12 protein-coding genes, 3 tRNA genes and 1 rRNA gene are annotated in these 15,534 nt (G+C 41.7%); 10 read left to right on the forward strand and 6 right to left on the reverse strand.

Annotated elements, in window-relative coordinates; translation table 11 throughout:
• The 8 genes from rrf to BA70_RS18110 all read left to right on the forward strand — a co-directional run.
• A 5S ribosomal RNA gene (rrf, locus tag BA70_RS19160) occupies positions 1-85 on the forward strand; the annotation flags it as partial.
• A gap of 37 nt (positions 86-122) precedes the next feature.
• A tRNA-Thr gene (locus BA70_RS18080) sits at positions 123-195 on the forward strand.
• A gap of 347 nt (positions 196-542) precedes the next feature.
• Positions 543-1,238 carry a FadR/GntR family transcriptional regulator gene (locus tag BA70_RS18085; protein WP_034325108.1) on the forward strand — a complete coding sequence of 232 codons (696 nt, stop codon included), beginning with the start codon at positions 543-545 and terminating at the stop codon, positions 1,236-1,238.
• Positions 1,239-1,336: 98 nt separating this feature from the next.
• Positions 1,337-2,587 carry an enolase C-terminal domain-like protein gene (locus BA70_RS18090; RefSeq protein ID WP_239646708.1) on the forward strand — a complete coding sequence of 417 codons (1,251 nt, stop codon included), beginning with the start codon at positions 1,337-1,339 and terminating at the stop codon, positions 2,585-2,587.
• A 65-nt stretch (positions 2,588-2,652) separates the two neighbouring features.
• The gene (locus BA70_RS18095; protein ID WP_034325110.1) at positions 2,653-3,663 is read left to right on the forward strand and encodes a zinc-dependent alcohol dehydrogenase; all 1,011 of its coding nucleotides are present in this window, start codon (positions 2,653-2,655) and stop codon (positions 3,661-3,663) included.
• 11 nt (positions 3,664-3,674) lie between these two features.
• Entirely contained in the window at positions 3,675-4,430 is a 756-nt protein-coding gene (locus tag BA70_RS18100) for a glucose 1-dehydrogenase (protein ID WP_034325111.1), read from the forward strand.
• Positions 4,431-4,587: 157 nt separating this feature from the next.
• Entirely contained in the window at positions 4,588-5,952 is a 1,365-nt protein-coding gene (locus BA70_RS18105; protein WP_078061766.1) for an MFS transporter, read from the forward strand.
• Positions 5,953-6,306: 354 nt separating this feature from the next.
• Positions 6,307-7,272, forward strand: coding sequence for a bile acid:sodium symporter family protein (locus tag BA70_RS18110; protein WP_034325112.1), 966 nt, complete (start codon positions 6,307-6,309; stop codon positions 7,270-7,272).
• Between the two features lie 38 nt (positions 7,273-7,310).
• On the opposite strand, the gene BA70_RS18115 is transcribed toward BA70_RS18110, so the two are convergent.
• The 6 genes from BA70_RS18115 to murQ are packed head-to-tail and all read right to left on the reverse strand — an operon-like array spanning position 7,311 to position 15,043.
• Positions 7,311-8,519: an exo-beta-N-acetylmuramidase NamZ family protein gene (locus tag BA70_RS18115; RefSeq protein WP_420834690.1), complete on the reverse strand. Its 1,209-nt coding sequence runs from the start codon at positions 8,517-8,519 to the stop codon at positions 7,311-7,313.
• 50 nt (positions 8,520-8,569) lie between these two features.
• Positions 8,570-10,489, reverse strand: coding sequence for a glycoside hydrolase family 3 protein (locus BA70_RS18120; protein WP_034325114.1), 1,920 nt, complete (start codon positions 10,487-10,489; stop codon positions 8,570-8,572).
• A gap of 13 nt (positions 10,490-10,502) precedes the next feature.
• The gene (gene pbp4b, locus BA70_RS18125; protein ID WP_034325115.1) at positions 10,503-11,858 is read right to left on the reverse strand and encodes a penicillin binding protein PBP4B; all 1,356 of its coding nucleotides are present in this window, start codon (positions 11,856-11,858) and stop codon (positions 10,503-10,505) included.
• Positions 11,859-11,871: 13 nt separating this feature from the next.
• Positions 11,872-13,251, reverse strand: a complete 1,380-nt coding sequence (locus BA70_RS18130) for a PTS transporter subunit EIIC (RefSeq protein ID WP_034325116.1) — start codon at positions 13,249-13,251, stop codon at positions 11,872-11,874.
• Positions 13,248-14,117 (reverse strand): MurR/RpiR family transcriptional regulator, encoded by an 870-nt coding sequence (locus tag BA70_RS18135; RefSeq protein ID WP_034325117.1) that lies wholly within the window; start codon positions 14,115-14,117, stop codon positions 13,248-13,250. The genes BA70_RS18130 and BA70_RS18135 overlap by 4 nt, the downstream gene beginning before the upstream one ends.
• 14 nt (positions 14,118-14,131) lie before the next feature.
• Positions 14,132-15,043, reverse strand: a complete 912-nt coding sequence (gene murQ, locus BA70_RS18140; RefSeq protein WP_034325118.1) for an N-acetylmuramic acid 6-phosphate etherase — start codon at positions 15,041-15,043, stop codon at positions 14,132-14,134.
• A 220-nt stretch (positions 15,044-15,263) separates the two neighbouring features.
• Here murQ and BA70_RS18145 point away from each other — a divergent pair.
• Positions 15,264-15,338: transfer RNA gene (locus BA70_RS18145), tRNA-Glu, on the forward strand.
• A 6-nt stretch (positions 15,339-15,344) separates the two neighbouring features.
• Positions 15,345-15,417 (forward strand) — tRNA-Val (locus tag BA70_RS18150).
• The last annotated feature ends 117 nt before the right edge of the window (positions 15,418-15,534 follow it).

A 15,534-nucleotide genomic window follows, 5' to 3' on the forward strand; every position in this document is an offset into this window, starting at 1 on the left:
TTCCCATACCGAACACGGAAGTTAAGCTCTTCAGCGCCGATGGTAGTTGGGGGTTTCCCCCTGTGAGAGTAGGACGCCGCCAAGCTTGTTACTTTTATATCGTCGCGGGGTGGAGCAGTTCTGCTTCCATAGCTCAGTAGGTAGAGCACTTCCATGGTAAGGAAGAGGTCAGCGGTTCGAGCCCGCTTGGAAGCTTTCCTCTATATATAATATGATAGTGATAAACGTTAAGGTTTCTCAATGATGAGAAGGCTTTTTTTGTTTAGATTTTTAAAGTTAGGGACGATTTGAGGTCGGAATGATATAACTATGTCTGTGAAAGCATCAGCTTCTGTGGTTGTTTCAATCATGCTGTTAGGGTTAAATGCTGTTGAATCCTCCTCTCTATGAGAAAATGCTAAATTTAGAAGAGGCATTTAGTTGAACTTCCGTAGACTTCGTTATTAATTTTTGAAAAGTAAAGAAAGCGTTTACTTGGGAGGCTGGTTTATGGTATGATCATTTTATAACTTGTATGACATGTTACAAGAGAGGGAATAATTTTGGAATTTGACTCTATAGACAAACAAAACATTGTGAATATGGTATATGAACAGCTTAAAGACAATATCGCAAATGGTAACTGGACTCCTGGAAGTAAACTGCCATCTGAACCGCAGTTACAGAAAATGTTTAATGTGAGCCGGGTAAGTGTTCGAAGTGCTATTCAACGACTAAGGGATCAGGGAATCGTTGTTACTCATCATGGCAAAGGATCCTTTGTGTCAGAGAAGGTTGGTCAATTTGATATACATGATATTCAAATGATATTGCATTTAAGTGAGAAAGAATTTTTGGATATGATGGATTTTCGGCAGACAATTGAATATAAATGCATTGATTTGGCTGTAAAGCATGCAACAGCTGAGGATTTTGAAAATATGGAGAATGCACTCAATGCGATGTTTCGATATCGTGATGATTATAAGAAATATTCAGAGGCTGATTTTAACTTCCATTTAGCGATTGCTAAGGCTTCGAACAATAAGGTGTTTTATAGTGTCATCCACTCTATACGAGATCTGTACTATCGTTATTTAGAAGAACTTAATCGGGTGATCGGTGTTACGCTGGAGAGTATTGAAGTTCATTTGCAATTATTTAGGGCCATTCAGAGCAGGGATGCTGAGAAAGCCAAGGAGATATTAAATCAGGCGATGGAAGATAATATAGAAAAAATCAATATGATCAAGGATTAAATCTTACCTCTTCATGAAGAGGTAGTATTTTTTCATAAACTTGTAGGACAACTGACAACATTAACCATATGTTTTCAAAGGGAAGGAGAATTACCGTGATGAATTTAGAAATTCGTGATGTCAAAGTGATTTTAACAGCACCTGGAAATATTGACTTAGTCGTTGTAAAAGTTGAAACAAATGAACCAGGCTTATATGGTTTAGGATGTGCTACTTTTACACAGCGGATATTTGCTGTGAAATCGGCAATTGAGGATTATTTGAACCCATTTCTTATTGGGAAAGATCCGAGAAGAATTGAAGACATTTGGCAGTCTTCAAATGTAAGCGGTTACTGGAGGAACGGACCCATCATGAATAATGCCTTATCTGGCATTGATATGGCACTCTGGGATATTAAAGGTAAATTAGCTAACTTGCCTGTGTATGAATTATTAGGAGGAAAATGTCGGGATGGTATTCCTCTTTACCGCCATGCTGATGGTGCAGATGAAAAGGCTGTTGAAGAAAATGTTTTGGCATTAATGGAAGAGGGCTATCAATATGCAAGGTGTCAAATGGGAATGTATGGTGGGAGTGGGACGACGGATACACGTCTAATTGCAACGGTTTATGAGAAATCGAATCGCATTATACCTAAACGTTCCCCTAAAGGTGCTTTACCTGGCTGCTATTTTGATCCTGAAGCTTATGTAAAGAGCGTTGATAAACTATTTGATTATCTTCGATCTAAGATAGGTTTTAATATGGAGTTCATTCATGATGTTCATGAACGGATTCCACCAATCGAAGCTGTAAGACTAGCCAAAAATTTAGAGCCATATCACTTGTTTTTCTTAGAAGATCCTGTTGCTCCAGAAAATATCGAATGGCTTCAAACGATTAGACAGCAAAGCTCAACACCGATTGGGATAGGAGAGTTATTTACGAACGTAAATGAATGGAAAAGCTTGATTATCAATCAACAAATAGATTTTATTAGGTGTCATGTCAGTACAATCGGAGGAATTACGCCAGCGAAGAAATTGGCTGTATTCAGTGAATTATTTGGAGTAAGAACAGCTTGGCATGGCCCAGGAGATATTTCTCCAGTCGGTGTGGCTGCTAATCTTCATTTAGACCTATCTTCTCCGAATTTTGGAATTCAAGAATGGACAGTGTTTAATGAGGCGTTACAGGAAGTGTTCCCGGGCTGCCCAAGCGTTGATCAAGGATTCGCTTATGTGAATGACAAATCTGGTTTAGGTGTTGACATTGATGAAGAGAAAGCGAAACAATATCCACCTTTAGGCGGAATTCCTTCATGGACACTTGCTCGTACACCAGACGGGACTGCCGTTCGACCTTAAGAATGAAAAGATGATAAAGTTTATTGCTAAAAAACAAAAATATTCTTGTAGAAGGAGCGGGTTGTATGAAGGCAGGGGCATATCTGTCACCAAAATGTGTAGCAATGACGGAAAAAGAAATTCCAGTACCAAAAATGGATGAAGCTTTAATTAAAGTTTCTTATGCAGGGATATGTGGCACAGATATGATGATTTATCATGGGGTACACCCGAGGGCAGAAGCACCCCTTATTCTTGGACATGAATTTAGTGGAATTGTGATAGAAGCTGATGAAAATCATCATGTTAAAAAGGGAGATAAGGTTGTGATAGAACCGCTTTTACACTGTGGGGTTTGTTCAGCCTGTCAACAAGGACAAGCGCAAGTTTGCAAGGATTTGAGATACATAGGCATTGACCAGCATGGTGGTTTTGCTGAGTATGTTGCCATCCCTGTTCATAGGCTTAGGGTCTTGCCAGAATCCGTTACGGAAAAAGAGGGGGCAATGATTGAACCTCTGGCTGTAGCTGTTCATACCGTTCGACGATCGAAGCTAAAGATTGGTGATACAGTTGTGATTCTTGGGGCAGGTCCTATTGGGCTTTTGATAGGTTTAATAGCAAGACAGGCAGGTGCTGGAAGGATTGTTATTTCTGATGTAAGTTCAATGCGTTTAGAAACGGCTAACGAGATGGGATTTGAAGCAATTGATGCTCGTCATACGGATATTTCACATGTCATTAAAAAATATACAGACGGTGTAGGGGCTGATGTCGTCTTTGAAGTAGCAGGCAATCAGGCGACAGCTAACCAAATGATTGAATGTGTGAAATATCAAGGTGAAGTTGTGGTGGTTAGTGTCTATAAAAAATCTCCAACGATACAACTTGCAGCGATGCATTTTCGAGAAATTTCATTAACAACGACACGTTGTTATCATTCGAGTGATTTTTCAAAAGCGATTGAATTACTTGAACAACAAAAGATTCAACTTGATGTATTGGTGTCTCACACCCTTCCATTAGAAGAAATACAGACTGGCTTTGATTTGATGGAAAATCCCGATCAAGCATTGAAAATTTTATTTGAACTATAGGAGTGGTGTTTATGAATCAGGCATTTAATTTACAAGGTAAAACTGCTGTGATAACTGGGGGAACACGTGGAATTGGTAAAGCAATTGCTCTAGGTCTAGCTGAATCGGGAGCAGATATTGTTTTGCTTCAACGATCGGATGATACTTCGGCACAAGAACAGATGAGAGCTTTAGGTGTCCGTTGTGAAATCGTTCGCTGTGATATGGAGAATTTAGATGAAGTAAAACAGGCGATTCCAAAGGCAATCGAGATGATGGGCTCAGTTGAGATTCTAGTGAATAATGCAGGTATTCAAAGAAGGGCGCCAGCTGTTGAGTTTACTGAACAGGATTGGGACGATGTGATCAAAGTGAATTTAAAAGCTGTATGGGTTCTATGTCAGCAAGCGGGAAGACATATGCTTGAAAAAAAGGGTGGAAAGATCATCAATATCGCTTCGATTGCTACATTCCAAGGAGGGTTATATGTTCCTGCATATGCATCTGCAAAGGGGGCAGTCGGTCAACTGACCAAAGCACTTGCAAATGAATGGTCTTCCGCTGGAATTAATGTAAATGCGATAGTGCCAGGTTATATCGCGACGGAAATGAACACTGCGCTGATTGAAGATCCTGTTCGTAGTAGGCAAATCTTAGAACGAATTCCTGCAGGTCGTTGGGGAAATCCAGAAGACTTTAAAGGTGCGGCGATTTTCTTAGCATCAGATGCTGCCAACTATGTGAATGGTCACTTACTAGCTGTTGATGGTGGCTGGCTTGGACGATGATGAACAGCGATTTAAGGTGTGCCTCCGTGAATGATAAAAAGAGGGGGCACTGAAAATACATCATGATGAGTGGATTCCCTTCATTTTTTGAAAGCGTTTTCGTTATGTGCATCTGACTTACATGTGTAAGAGAAATACAAACAAAGGGGCGAATATGATGAGGGTAGACAGCAATCCAATTCCTGAAAACAAGGCAGTTCCGTTGCAAGTAAAGAAAACGAAAGTTCGTTGGTTCATTGTCAGTTTTTTATTCATTGTGACGACAATTAACTATGCAGATCGTGCCACTATTTCAGTTGCGGCAACGCCTTTACAAAGTGATTTAGGGATCAGTGCGATAACGATGGGGTTTATTTTTTCAGCTTTTAGCTGGTCCTATGCACTTGGTCAAATTCCTGGTGGTTGGTTATTAGATCGATTTGGAACGAAGAGAGTATTGTTTTGGAGTCTTTTTCTTTGGTCATTCTTTACGTTATTACAAGGATTTGTTGGTTTCTTTAATGCTTCTACAGCTATTATTTTGCTTTTTGTTCTTAGATTTATTGTAGGTCTTGCAGAAGCCCCATCGTTCCCAGGGAATAGTCAGGTGGCAGCTTCGTGGTTTCCTGATCATGAGCGTGGAACTGCATCCGCTATTTTTAGTGCGTCCGCCTTTTTAGCGATTATTGTATTTACACCATTTATGTCATGGATCACAGCGTACTTGGGATGGGAACATGTCTTTACTATCATGGGTGCATTGGGGATCGTTATCTCTTTTATCTGGTTAAAGATAATTCATAATCCAAAAGATCATCCTCGTGTGAATCAAGCAGAGTTAGATTATATTGAAGATGGTGGCGGTCTTTTAGATATGATGGATTCAAATGCCAATAAAGGGTCTGCACATAAAAACGGAATGAAATGGTCTTATATTAAGCAAATTTTGAAAAGTCGTATGTTAGTTGGTGTTTATATTGGACAATACTGCATTTCAACACTCACTTATTTTTTTATGACATGGTTTCCTGTCTACTTGATACAAGAACGAGGGATGTCCATACTAGAAGCGGGATTTGTAGCTGTTTTGCCTGGACTTAGTGGTTTTATAGGTGGTGTATTAGGAGGAATCTATTCAGATTATTTGCTGAAAAAGGGGAAATCGCTCACGTTTGCTCGAAAGACACCAATTATTATTGGGATGATTTTGTCAAGCAGTATGATTGCATGTAATTATACAAATGCAGAATGGCTTGTAGTTGGAATTATGGCATTAGCTTTCTTTGGAAAAGGATTTGGGCAATTAGGCTGGGCGGTAATGGCCGATAGTTCTCCAAAAGAAATTGGAGGGTTAAGTGGTGGCTTATTTAATACATTTGGCAATATTTCAGGCATTACAACACCTATCATTATTGGTTTTATCATTAATGCAACTGGTTCATTTCATGGGGCTCTAGTTTTCGTAGGCGTCAATGCAATTGTTGCTATGTTAAGCTACTTGCTGATTGTAGGAGATATTAAACGATTGGAATTGCAGGGGTAAGAGATGAAGAAGAAAAAAAGAGCAGTTCATTCAAGTAGAGTGGGCGGCTTTTTTGTTGTGAAAATTTCTAAGCTACATATTACATCAAATCATTCTGTCACTAATTTTGTGAATACTTCCCAATAGGTCACGATCGGTTAGTTGCGATTTATTAAAAACGCGAATTAATGAATGACAGAAAAACATCGAGCAACTGGTATACATATTGATGCAGTCCGAAATGAATTTGAAGCTCACACTGCTATCACTATATGAAAAATCCTCTCATTTCATTTTATGAACATTATGTTTTTTTTCTTTAGATTTGATACACTGAGTGAAGTGATTTGTAAGAGAAGAATGGAGGTGGCCGGCATGCTTGTCCGTTTGAATCAAATGCTCGGCCGGATGATGCCGCTCATTACGCCTATGAGTGTGTTAATTGGTGTATTATTGGCGGCCTATTTAAAGGATTTTACGTTTTTGGTACCGTGGGTGTTTGCCCTTATGACATTTGCAGGGAGCTTGTCTGCTAGTTTTTCAGCCTTAAAGCATACGGTGATGCATCCATTGCCTTTGATTTTAACGTTTATGATTTTGCATGTGTTGATGCCCCTTTATGCTTGGTCAGCGGGGCATCTGATATTTACGGGTGATTCCATGACGATTACCGGCTTGACACTTGCGATGGTGATTCCGACAGGTGTTTCTAGTTTAATTTGGGCGGCGATGTATAAAGGGAATGTTGGGTTAACCTTATCCATCATTTTAATTGATACACTGCTGTCGCCATTTATTGTGCCAGCCAGCCTGTCACTCTTCGTCGGTACACAGGTCCATATGGACATTGTGGCCATCATGAAAGGGCTGTTTGGTATGGTGGTGCTTCCATCTATTTTAGGAATGCTCGTTCATCAGTATGCAAAGCCAGCGATGACGAAAACGATCAGTCAGACGCTATCCCCTTTTTCAAAAATAGGCTTGTTTGTTGTGGTCTCGATTAACAGCTCTGTTGTCGCTCCATACTTGCGTGAACTGGATGCCGCCATTTTTAGTAAAGCAGCGATTGTGTTTCTTATTGCGATGAGTGGATATGCCTTTGCGTGGTTGATTGGAAAGGCGATGAAATGTACTCAAGGGGAGATTGTGGCCATTGTGTATACAGGTGGCATGCGAAATATTAGTGCGGGAGCTGTGCTTGCCACTAGCTTTTTCCCGCCTGCTGTCGCTGTCCCTGTTGTGATTGGCATGCTGTTTCAGCAAGTACTTGCTGCCTTGTTTGGCTTTTTACTCAATCGTTTTGAGCTGAAAACACCTGCTATGACTAAATCTTTATCATGAAAAAACCTCCATCTCAAAGGGTGGAGGTTTTTTGTGAGTTAATAGATAAGATATTTTTTCCGTTTCTTTTCGAATGTTTTGAGATCATGATGATAGCGTTTCATGATGTGTTTGACTGAAGTGCCTTTATTGATTTCCTCTTTGACCCAACCATTTCCGATCAGTTTATCAAAGCTGCCTGTTTGAAGGAACTGAAAGTCATTAGGATACAAATCATGTATTGCTTTGATGATGGATAACCCCGTTTTCACAGCTTCAAAGGAAGAGCGGTCTGTGACGTATAGCTGCACTCCGTGAGATAGAGTCCCGGCATGTTTTGAAAAGGTAGGGGTGAATGAAACGGGTCTAAATTGAACGCCTTTTAGTTTTAGCTTATTTAAGTGATCCGCTAGCTCGTTGCTATTGATATATGGAGCGCCCATGAGCTCGAAAGGTTTTGTCGTTCCTCTGCCTTCAGAGACGTTTGTGCCTTCAATTAATCCTGTGGCTGGATATACAAAGGTACTATCAACTGTCGGCATGTTAGGTGAAGGAAGGACGAACGGCAGCTTCGTGTCATCGAACGTCATGGATCGCTTCCAATTTTTCATTTTGATGACTGTTACATCAGCATTGATATGAAACTCTTTGTTAAACATGTTTGCGAGTTCCCCAGTGGTCATTCCATGTCTCAAAGGTATTGGATAGAGACCCACAAATGAGGCGTGTTCGGGTTCTAATACAGGTCCTTCTACTTTTAGCCCGCCTATGGGATTTGGACGGTCTAGGACAACAAATGGGATATTGTTTTCCTTAGCGGCTTCCATCGCGTAGGCCATCGTGTAAATATAGGTGTAATATCGAGCGCCAACGTCTTGAATATCAAATAGCAGCACATCTACATTTTTGAGCATATCAGGAGTTGGTTTTCTTGTTTTTCCATAGAGAGAGTAAACAGGCAGGCCTGTTTTTTCATCGGTATAGGATTCGACGCCTTCTCCTGCTTGTGCATCGCCGCGCACGCCATGTTCAGGTCCATATAGAGCAGTGAGCTTAATATTTGGATGTTCAAATAGGAGATCGACACTGCTTTTCATGTTTGCATCAATGCCAGTCGGGTTGGTAATGAGTCCTACCTTTTTCCCTTTTAGCCATGAGAGATTGCTTGAGAGTAATGTTTCGATACCTGTTTTGACTGCGGCTTTTTTTCCTTTTGTGTCTGTTCGTCCTTGATCTGCGGGGGAGGCGGCGGTCAATGTGCTTATCATGAGAATGCTAGCGAGTATCAAGCTTGCTGTCTTTTTCAAGAGAATCCCTCCTATTTGATCTGTTTCCCCTTCAAATTGAGCCCATAGCCAAAGGGGTAAAGGGTTTGATTCGGATGAGTGACTGATGGGATAGCGACTGGCAATTTCCCTTTAGGTGATGCCGCTCCAAAAATCACTTCTAGTCCAGCAGGAATATTTGGTTGGTTGAATTGTCCATTTGAGTAGCCTTTAAAACCGTAAACAGCCAGTAAGGCATCGGCTTCCTCGAAATTGGCAGCATCATAAGGGTTTCTAAGACTCATGATGACCATTTTTTTGTTTTGTGATTTTGCTTCTTTCATGACAGCGCGAGGGAAGGCAGTAGCCCATTTCTTCGGGTCCTGTACATTATCATCAATCACGCCATCATTCACAGCTGGGTCATTTTGGACAACGTAAGAGCCGGTAATGACATAGTCAGCATCTTGAATCAGTTTGGCTGTTTCTTTCGAGAAGGTCTTATCTGCAAAAGCGTAAGGTTGGATACGCACAGATTTGATCTTTTTTTGTTTGATCAGAGATTCTATGGTGACAGACATTGCTTTTGTTTGATCTTCGTAGGGTGCCATGAGCACGATTTGGTCATTCTTTTTAGGCTGAAAAGGTAAGGTCTTGTCGTTGTTTTTAAGTAGAGTGATTCCTTCACGAGCCATTTTTTGTTCTGCTTTTCGGTGCGACTTTTTACCAACGAGTTGAGTAGCCTTTTTGATTTTTTTCTCAAGGCTTACTGGTTTTTTGGTTGAAATGATGCCGCGTTTGATCTTCAATTGAAGGATTTTTTCGACAGATTGGTTGATCTGAGACATCTGAATTTCGTTTGATAGAACGGCTCGTTTTAAAGCATTAAACACATTTTCTAGGTTTCTCTCTGTTTTTAAGGACGTAACAGGTGCTGGCATGAGAGCAATGTCGACTCCTGCTTTAATGGCCATCACCACGGCTTCTTCCTGTCCGAAATTATCTGCAATCGCTTTCATATTTAGAGCGTCAGTCACAACAACTCCTTGAAAGCCCATCTCTTCTTTTAATAAGTGTGTGATCACTTTTTTAGATAAAGTAGCTGGAACCATGATGTCCTCGCCATCTTTTTTACTTTGATAGGTCGTATCATCAATAGCAGGAAATTGAACATGAGCGGTCATGACCATATCCGCACCTGCGTTGATTGCTTGTTGAAATGGATACAGCTCAACCTTTTTTAAGCGATCTAGGTCATGTTCTACGAGCGGCAAGCCGTAGTGACTATCGACGGCTGTATCACCATGTCCCGGGAAATGCTTTAGTGTGGAAATGGTCTTTTCCTTTTGAAGGCCTTTCATTGTTTGAAGGCCGAGTCTAGTGACAAGTGCAGGGTCAGAGCTAAAGGAACGTACACCAATGACGGGGTTGTTTGGGTTATTATTCACATCAAGAACAGGAGAGAAGTTTGTATTGATACCTAAGGCGTTTAATTCTTTTCCGATGATTTTTCCTGTGTCGTATGCATTTTTCTTGCTTCTAGAGGCACCAATCGACATATTTCCTGGGAAATGTGTTCCCTTTTGTAGTCTTGTGACGATTCCGCCTTCTTGATCAATTGAAATGAGTAAAGGAATATTTGGCGATGCTTTTTGAAATTCATGAGTGAGTTTGACGGTTTGTTTCGTATCAACGACATTCTCTGCGAATAAGATGACACCGCCTAGATGATATTTCTCTACAAGATGAGAAACTTCTTTATTCATCTTTGTTAAGCCTGTAGGCGTGGATTCATCTTTAGTTTGCCAATTGCGAAAGTCTGGCATGAGCATTTGGCCAATCTTTTCATCCAGGGACATGTTTTGCACCATTTTTTTTGCGGTTGGAAGAGAGGCAGAGCTAACCTTTTCCGTTGGAATGGAAGAGGTTAGCAGGGCCAAAACCAGAGCAACGGGGAAGAGAGATTTTAACATCGAATTCCTCCTTTTACTTAAAAGATTCGTAGATTGCGGTCATGATGCTTCCATAAGTGCCAGTTGGGAAAAGGTCACCTTCAAATTGATTAGGGTTGGTTTCAGGTGAAACGACAGGTGAATGTTTCTTATTCGTCAGCAAAGCGATACCTAGATTGTGTTTTGGATCAATCAACGTCATCGTTCCGGTCCAGCCTGTATGTCCATATGCTTCGTTACTTGCATATTTTCCAAACATCCATTCCATGTCAGTATTGCCGTTTTTCCGCCAGCCTAGCCCGTATGTTGGGTTCGTGTCAGAGGATGTTGTAAAGAGATCGATAGAAGCTTGGTCAAAGATGGTTGTTTTCCCATAGCCTCCTTTATTGAGCATCAGCTGGAGTAGCACCGCCATATCAGAGGTGTTAGAGAAAAGCCCAGCATGACCTGAGACACCTGCCATTGAGTAATATGCTTTCTCATCGTGTACTTCACCTAGAAGGGTGTATCGTCGAATGTTTTCAAAGTTGATTACACCATCTCGCGTATTGCCTAAACGTTCGGTTGCTGCAAAATGCTTCGGCTTGAATCCTTTTTGTAGCGGATTGAACATTGTGTGCTTGAGACCTAGCGGCCGATAGATTGTAGACTCTACATATTGATCAAGAGGCATCCCTGTTTTTTTCTCGATGATCATGCCTAAAAGCATGTAATCAATATCACTATAAATATGCTGGGTACCTGGCTCGTATTGTAGAGGCACCTTAGGCAGCCATTTCATGGTTGTTTGTCTATCTTGAGAGAAAAAAGAGCCCGCTGATTCTTTGCTATAAAATAAGACACTGGATGGGAGTCCGGCAGAATGGGTGAGAAGATCCTTTACTCGAAGCTGATCTTTGCCGGTTACCTTTGCATCTGGTTCATCCTGAAAGTCTGGCAGGATGGATTGTATTTTTTCGTTCACATCTAGTTTTTGTTCATAAACAAGCTTTTGCAGGGCATAGTTGGTGGCATACATTTTTGTATTGGATGCGAGATCGAACAGTGTGTTCTTTTTCATTTTTTTATACGATTTGAGTTCAGTCGTACCGTCGTATTTTTGCCTGTAGCCATAGGCTTTTTGATGGACGATTTTACCATCCTTGATGATGATGAGCGCGGCTCCTGGAAATCCTGCTTTGATATCGTTTTGAATCATTTGATCAACCTTCCTAAGCTGCCTGGAAGAAAAACCTACTTGTTCCGGTCGTTTTGCTTTTTTTAAGACGGGATATTCTTCAGGTGCTGTTTTAGACAAAGACGATACAGGATGGGAGCTAGTTGCAAATGTTTGTACTGGTAGCCCAAGGAGTATAAACAGACATGTCATCAAAAGAAAACATTTCTTCAAGAGCTAGACCTCCTTATTGATTGGTTTCCTCGAATTCAACTGCCATATCATCATGAAAGCCAAATAAGTATGTGAAGATAAATCCAGCGACATATGCAATGAATAGTCCAATTAAGTAAAGAAGCATTTGATGCGTGTGAACGATAAAGGTTAATGGGAGACCTGATACCCCAATGGCTTTAGTGGCGATTTGGAAGTAGGCTTGAAATGCTCCGCCGATTCCAGCACCGAGACAAGCAGTGAGAAATGGTCTTCCTAGTGGTAGTGTGACACCGAAAATGAGTGGTTCACCAATACCAAGCATTCCTGAAGGAAGTCCACCTGCAATGGCTCTTTTGAGCTTTTTCTTTTTTGTTTTCATATAAATCGCAAAGGCAGCGCCTACCTGTCCTGCGCCTCCCATAGCGAGAATTGGCAGAAGCGGATCGTCTCCAATTGAATTGATGAGTTCCATATGAATAGGTGTCAGTCCTTGGTGAAGACCTGTTACAACAAGAGGAAGGAAGGTCGCACCAAGAACAAATCCAGCGAAAATACCGCCAATGTTTAATAGATAAGTGAGTCCTGAGGTGATGGCATCAGATATAAATCCGCCGACTGGCATGAAGACGACGTAGGTAAAAATTCCAGTAATGAGTAATGTGATAGTTGGTGTGACGATGATATCGAGTGACTGCGGGACAAAGCGTCTAATTCGGGTTTCAACAAAGGCCATAAAGATGGCGGCAAGAAGAACACCGATGAGTCCGCCTCTGCCTGGTAGAATATTTGTGCCAAATAACATAATATCTGCGGAGGCTGGGTTAATAATGAGGATACCAGCCAATGCGCCTAATGCAGGAGAGCCTCCAAATTCCTTTGCGGCATTTGTTCCGACCAATATCCCAAGATAAGCGAACAAGCCTGAACCAATAACAGTTAAAATGATCGCGGCTTGAGATTTTTCATCGAGCCATCCCGCTTGCACGATCGCTTTTGTAATACCTGTAATGAGACCTGACGCAACCAGTGCCGGAATGATAGGGATAAAAATGCTGGCAATTCGCCGTAAGAACAGCTTGAACGGTGTGCGGTTCTTTTGTGAAATGGCTTGCTTGTTTTTTTGTGCTTCGTTGTTCAAGTCATATGAACTAGAGGCTTTTAGCAGATGGTCAAACGCACTTGATACTTGGTTGACAACGCCAGTGCCTAAAATGATTTGAAGCGTTTCTGCCTCGACGACACCAATGACGCCATCAAGTTCTTTGATCGCTGTGATTTGAACTTTTTCATCATCGATCGGTGTAATTCGGAGACGTGTCATACAATGTGTATGGGAAGAGATGTTTTCAGAACCACCACAGAGCGAAAGAATATCTTTCGCTAACTGCTGATATTTCTTTTGATGACTCATGTTGAATCCCCCTTTGGTTTTCGTTTCATGGAGCGGATGGCATGTCTTGTCTTGTCAATATATTGCGCTGTCTCTTCATATTGACGGGAAGCTAAGCTGAGGAACAAGACATCAATTAAGTAGAGCTGTGCCATTCTAGAGGAAGTGGCAGCACTGCGAAAAGGTGCTTCATTGGAACCGGACGTCGATAGGTGAACGTCACATAAAGCAGAAACGCTTGTATGGCCTGGATGCGTTAAGGCAATGGTTTTCACTTGATTTTCTTTTGCGAGCTGAAGGGCTTGGATGATGTCTAACGTTTCTCCAGAAAAGGATATTCCGAAAACAATATCGTTCTTTCCTGCATTTGCGATGACTGTGGATGCGATATGCATGTCAGTGAAGGCTGTGGCTGCATAATTGATTCTGAGAAATTTCTGCTGTGCATCAGCTGCGACGATGCCAGATGCACCAACACCGATAAAATGGATTTGATTTGCATGTAGCAGCAATTGAACGGCCTTTTCTAAAGCATCTGCATTTAAAATAGAAGCCGTATCCTTAATCGATTGAATTGAGTTTCCTGCTGTTTTTTGAATAATGGATTGAAGTGGTTCATCTTGTTCGATATCTCGGTAGCCTTGTTTATCGTCATGCATTAAGTCTCCAGCGATCCGCATTTTCAAATCGTGATAGCCATCCAGCCCGAGAGATTTACAAAGGCGAATCACTGCAGAGCTGCTTGCACCGGCAGCCTGACTGATTTCATGCACTGTGCTTTTAATGACTTTGTCAGGATGGGCAAGGATATAGTCTGCAATGATTTTTTCTGATTGGGGAAGCTTTGATTTCATCGTGTGTAGTAGGGTGAGTCCACCTGCTGACATGAGCTCTGCCTCCTTTATCCTTGATGACGTAAGATGGCTTTGTCGATATGGCCATTCGTTCTGTTGAGTAAATCCTGTGCTGTCTTCTTGTCTGTGTTTGTTTGGAGCATGACGATGGCGGTTTTGACTTCTAAATCTGCCGCTTCAAGTGTTTTCACGGCTTGTTCGTAGGAAGCGTTTGTCACATGTTGAATGATGGTGATGGCGCGCTCTTTTAGTTTGTGATTGCTTACTTTTACATCAACCATCAGGTTTTCATATACTTTTCCTTGTCTGATCATGGCTGAGGTGGAAAGCATATTTAAAATCATTTTATGAGCGGATGCGGCTTTCATTCGTGTTGACCCGGTGATGGCTTCAGGTCCAACGATGACTTCAATGGCGCAGTCTGCCAGCTCGCTAATTTCTGCTTGTTCATTACAGCTGAGGGCTACAGTTTTTGCTCCAATGGATCTTGCGTAATTTAAAGCGCCGATGATATAGGGTGTCCGACCGCTAGCGGCAATGCCGACGACAGTATCTTTTGACGTGAGGTGGATGTGTTTTAAATCCTGTTTGCCGGCTTCTTCACTGTCTTCCACATCTTCGGCAGCATGTGAAAAAGCGGAGTCACCACCTGCCATGATGCCTACAATGACATCAGGGGAGACGCTATAGGTTGGTGGACATTCAACAGCGTCCATCACGCCAATTCTGCCGCTAGTTCCAGCGCCTAAATAAATGAGTCTGCCTCCATTCGAGATGGATTCATAGGCAAAGTCACTTGCTGTTTTGACATGTGGGAGTACACGATTGACCGCTTGAGCGACTTTCATATCTTCTTCATTGATCATCTTGAGCATTTCGAGCGGATCTGCTTGAGAAATTCCCATTGTGTTAGGGTTTCTTGATTCTGTTGTCAAAGAACGCAGTTGAGATGGCTGCATGTGACATACCTCCTTATTTCTTCATTTTCAGTATATTGAGTATGATATAAAATTTCAACATTATATTTAAATACTGAAATTATATTTCAATCAAAATGTCGTGCTGAAAGGTGGTTAATAGTTAGAAAATAAAAAAAATAAAATTCCCCTTTACAAAAGGGGGACAACCTGTATATAATAATTTTTGTCAGCTTCACGGAAACAGCAAACTTGACAAACTGGCCCGTTGGTCAAGCGGTTAAGACACCGCCCTTTCACGGCGGTAACACGGGTTCGAATCCCGTACGGGTCACCATGATGTGGAGGATTAGCTCAGCTGGGAGAGCATCTGCCTTACAAGCAGAGGGTCGGCGGTTCGAGCCCGTCATCCTCCACGTTCAAGTCCTCTTGCCGGCACTGTTTTTTCTTTATCAATTCCATATGTGGAGGGGTAGCGAAGTGGCTAAACGCGGCGGACTGTAAATCCGCTCCCTCCGGGTTCGGCGGCACTT

It is taken from the genome of Bacillus zhangzhouensis, assembly GCF_000715205.1.
Classification (GTDB): Bacteria; Bacillota; Bacilli; order Bacillales; family Bacillaceae; genus Bacillus; species Bacillus zhangzhouensis.

Excerpts from the sequence above, each read along its gene's own strand:
- BA70_RS18090 (WP_239646708.1), top strand. The coding sequence starts at position 1,337 with ATGAATTTAGAAATTCGTGATGTCAAAGTGATTTTAACAGCACCTGGA.
- BA70_RS18095 (WP_034325110.1), top strand. The coding sequence starts at position 2,653 with ATGAAGGCAGGGGCATATCTGTCACCAAAATGTGTAGCAATGACGGAA.
- BA70_RS18100 (WP_034325111.1), top strand. The coding sequence starts at position 3,675 with ATGAATCAGGCATTTAATTTACAAGGTAAAACTGCTGTGATAACTGGG.
- BA70_RS18105 (WP_078061766.1), top strand. The coding sequence starts at position 4,588 with ATGAGGGTAGACAGCAATCCAATTCCTGAAAACAAGGCAGTTCCGTTG.
- BA70_RS18110 (WP_034325112.1), top strand. The coding sequence starts at position 6,307 with ATGCTTGTCCGTTTGAATCAAATGCTCGGCCGGATGATGCCGCTCATT.
- BA70_RS18115 (WP_420834690.1), bottom strand. The coding sequence starts at position 8,519 with ATGATAAGCACATTGACCGCCGCCTCCCCCGCAGATCAAGGACGAACA.
- BA70_RS18120 (WP_034325114.1), bottom strand. The coding sequence starts at position 10,489 with ATGTTAAAATCTCTCTTCCCCGTTGCTCTGGTTTTGGCCCTGCTAACC.
- BA70_RS18130 (WP_034325116.1), bottom strand. The coding sequence starts at position 13,251 with ATGAGTCATCAAAAGAAATATCAGCAGTTAGCGAAAGATATTCTTTCG.
- BA70_RS18135 (WP_034325117.1), bottom strand. The coding sequence starts at position 14,117 with ATGTCAGCAGGTGGACTCACCCTACTACACACGATGAAATCAAAGCTT.
- murQ (WP_034325118.1), bottom strand. The coding sequence starts at position 15,043 with ATGCAGCCATCTCAACTGCGTTCTTTGACAACAGAATCAAGAAACCCT.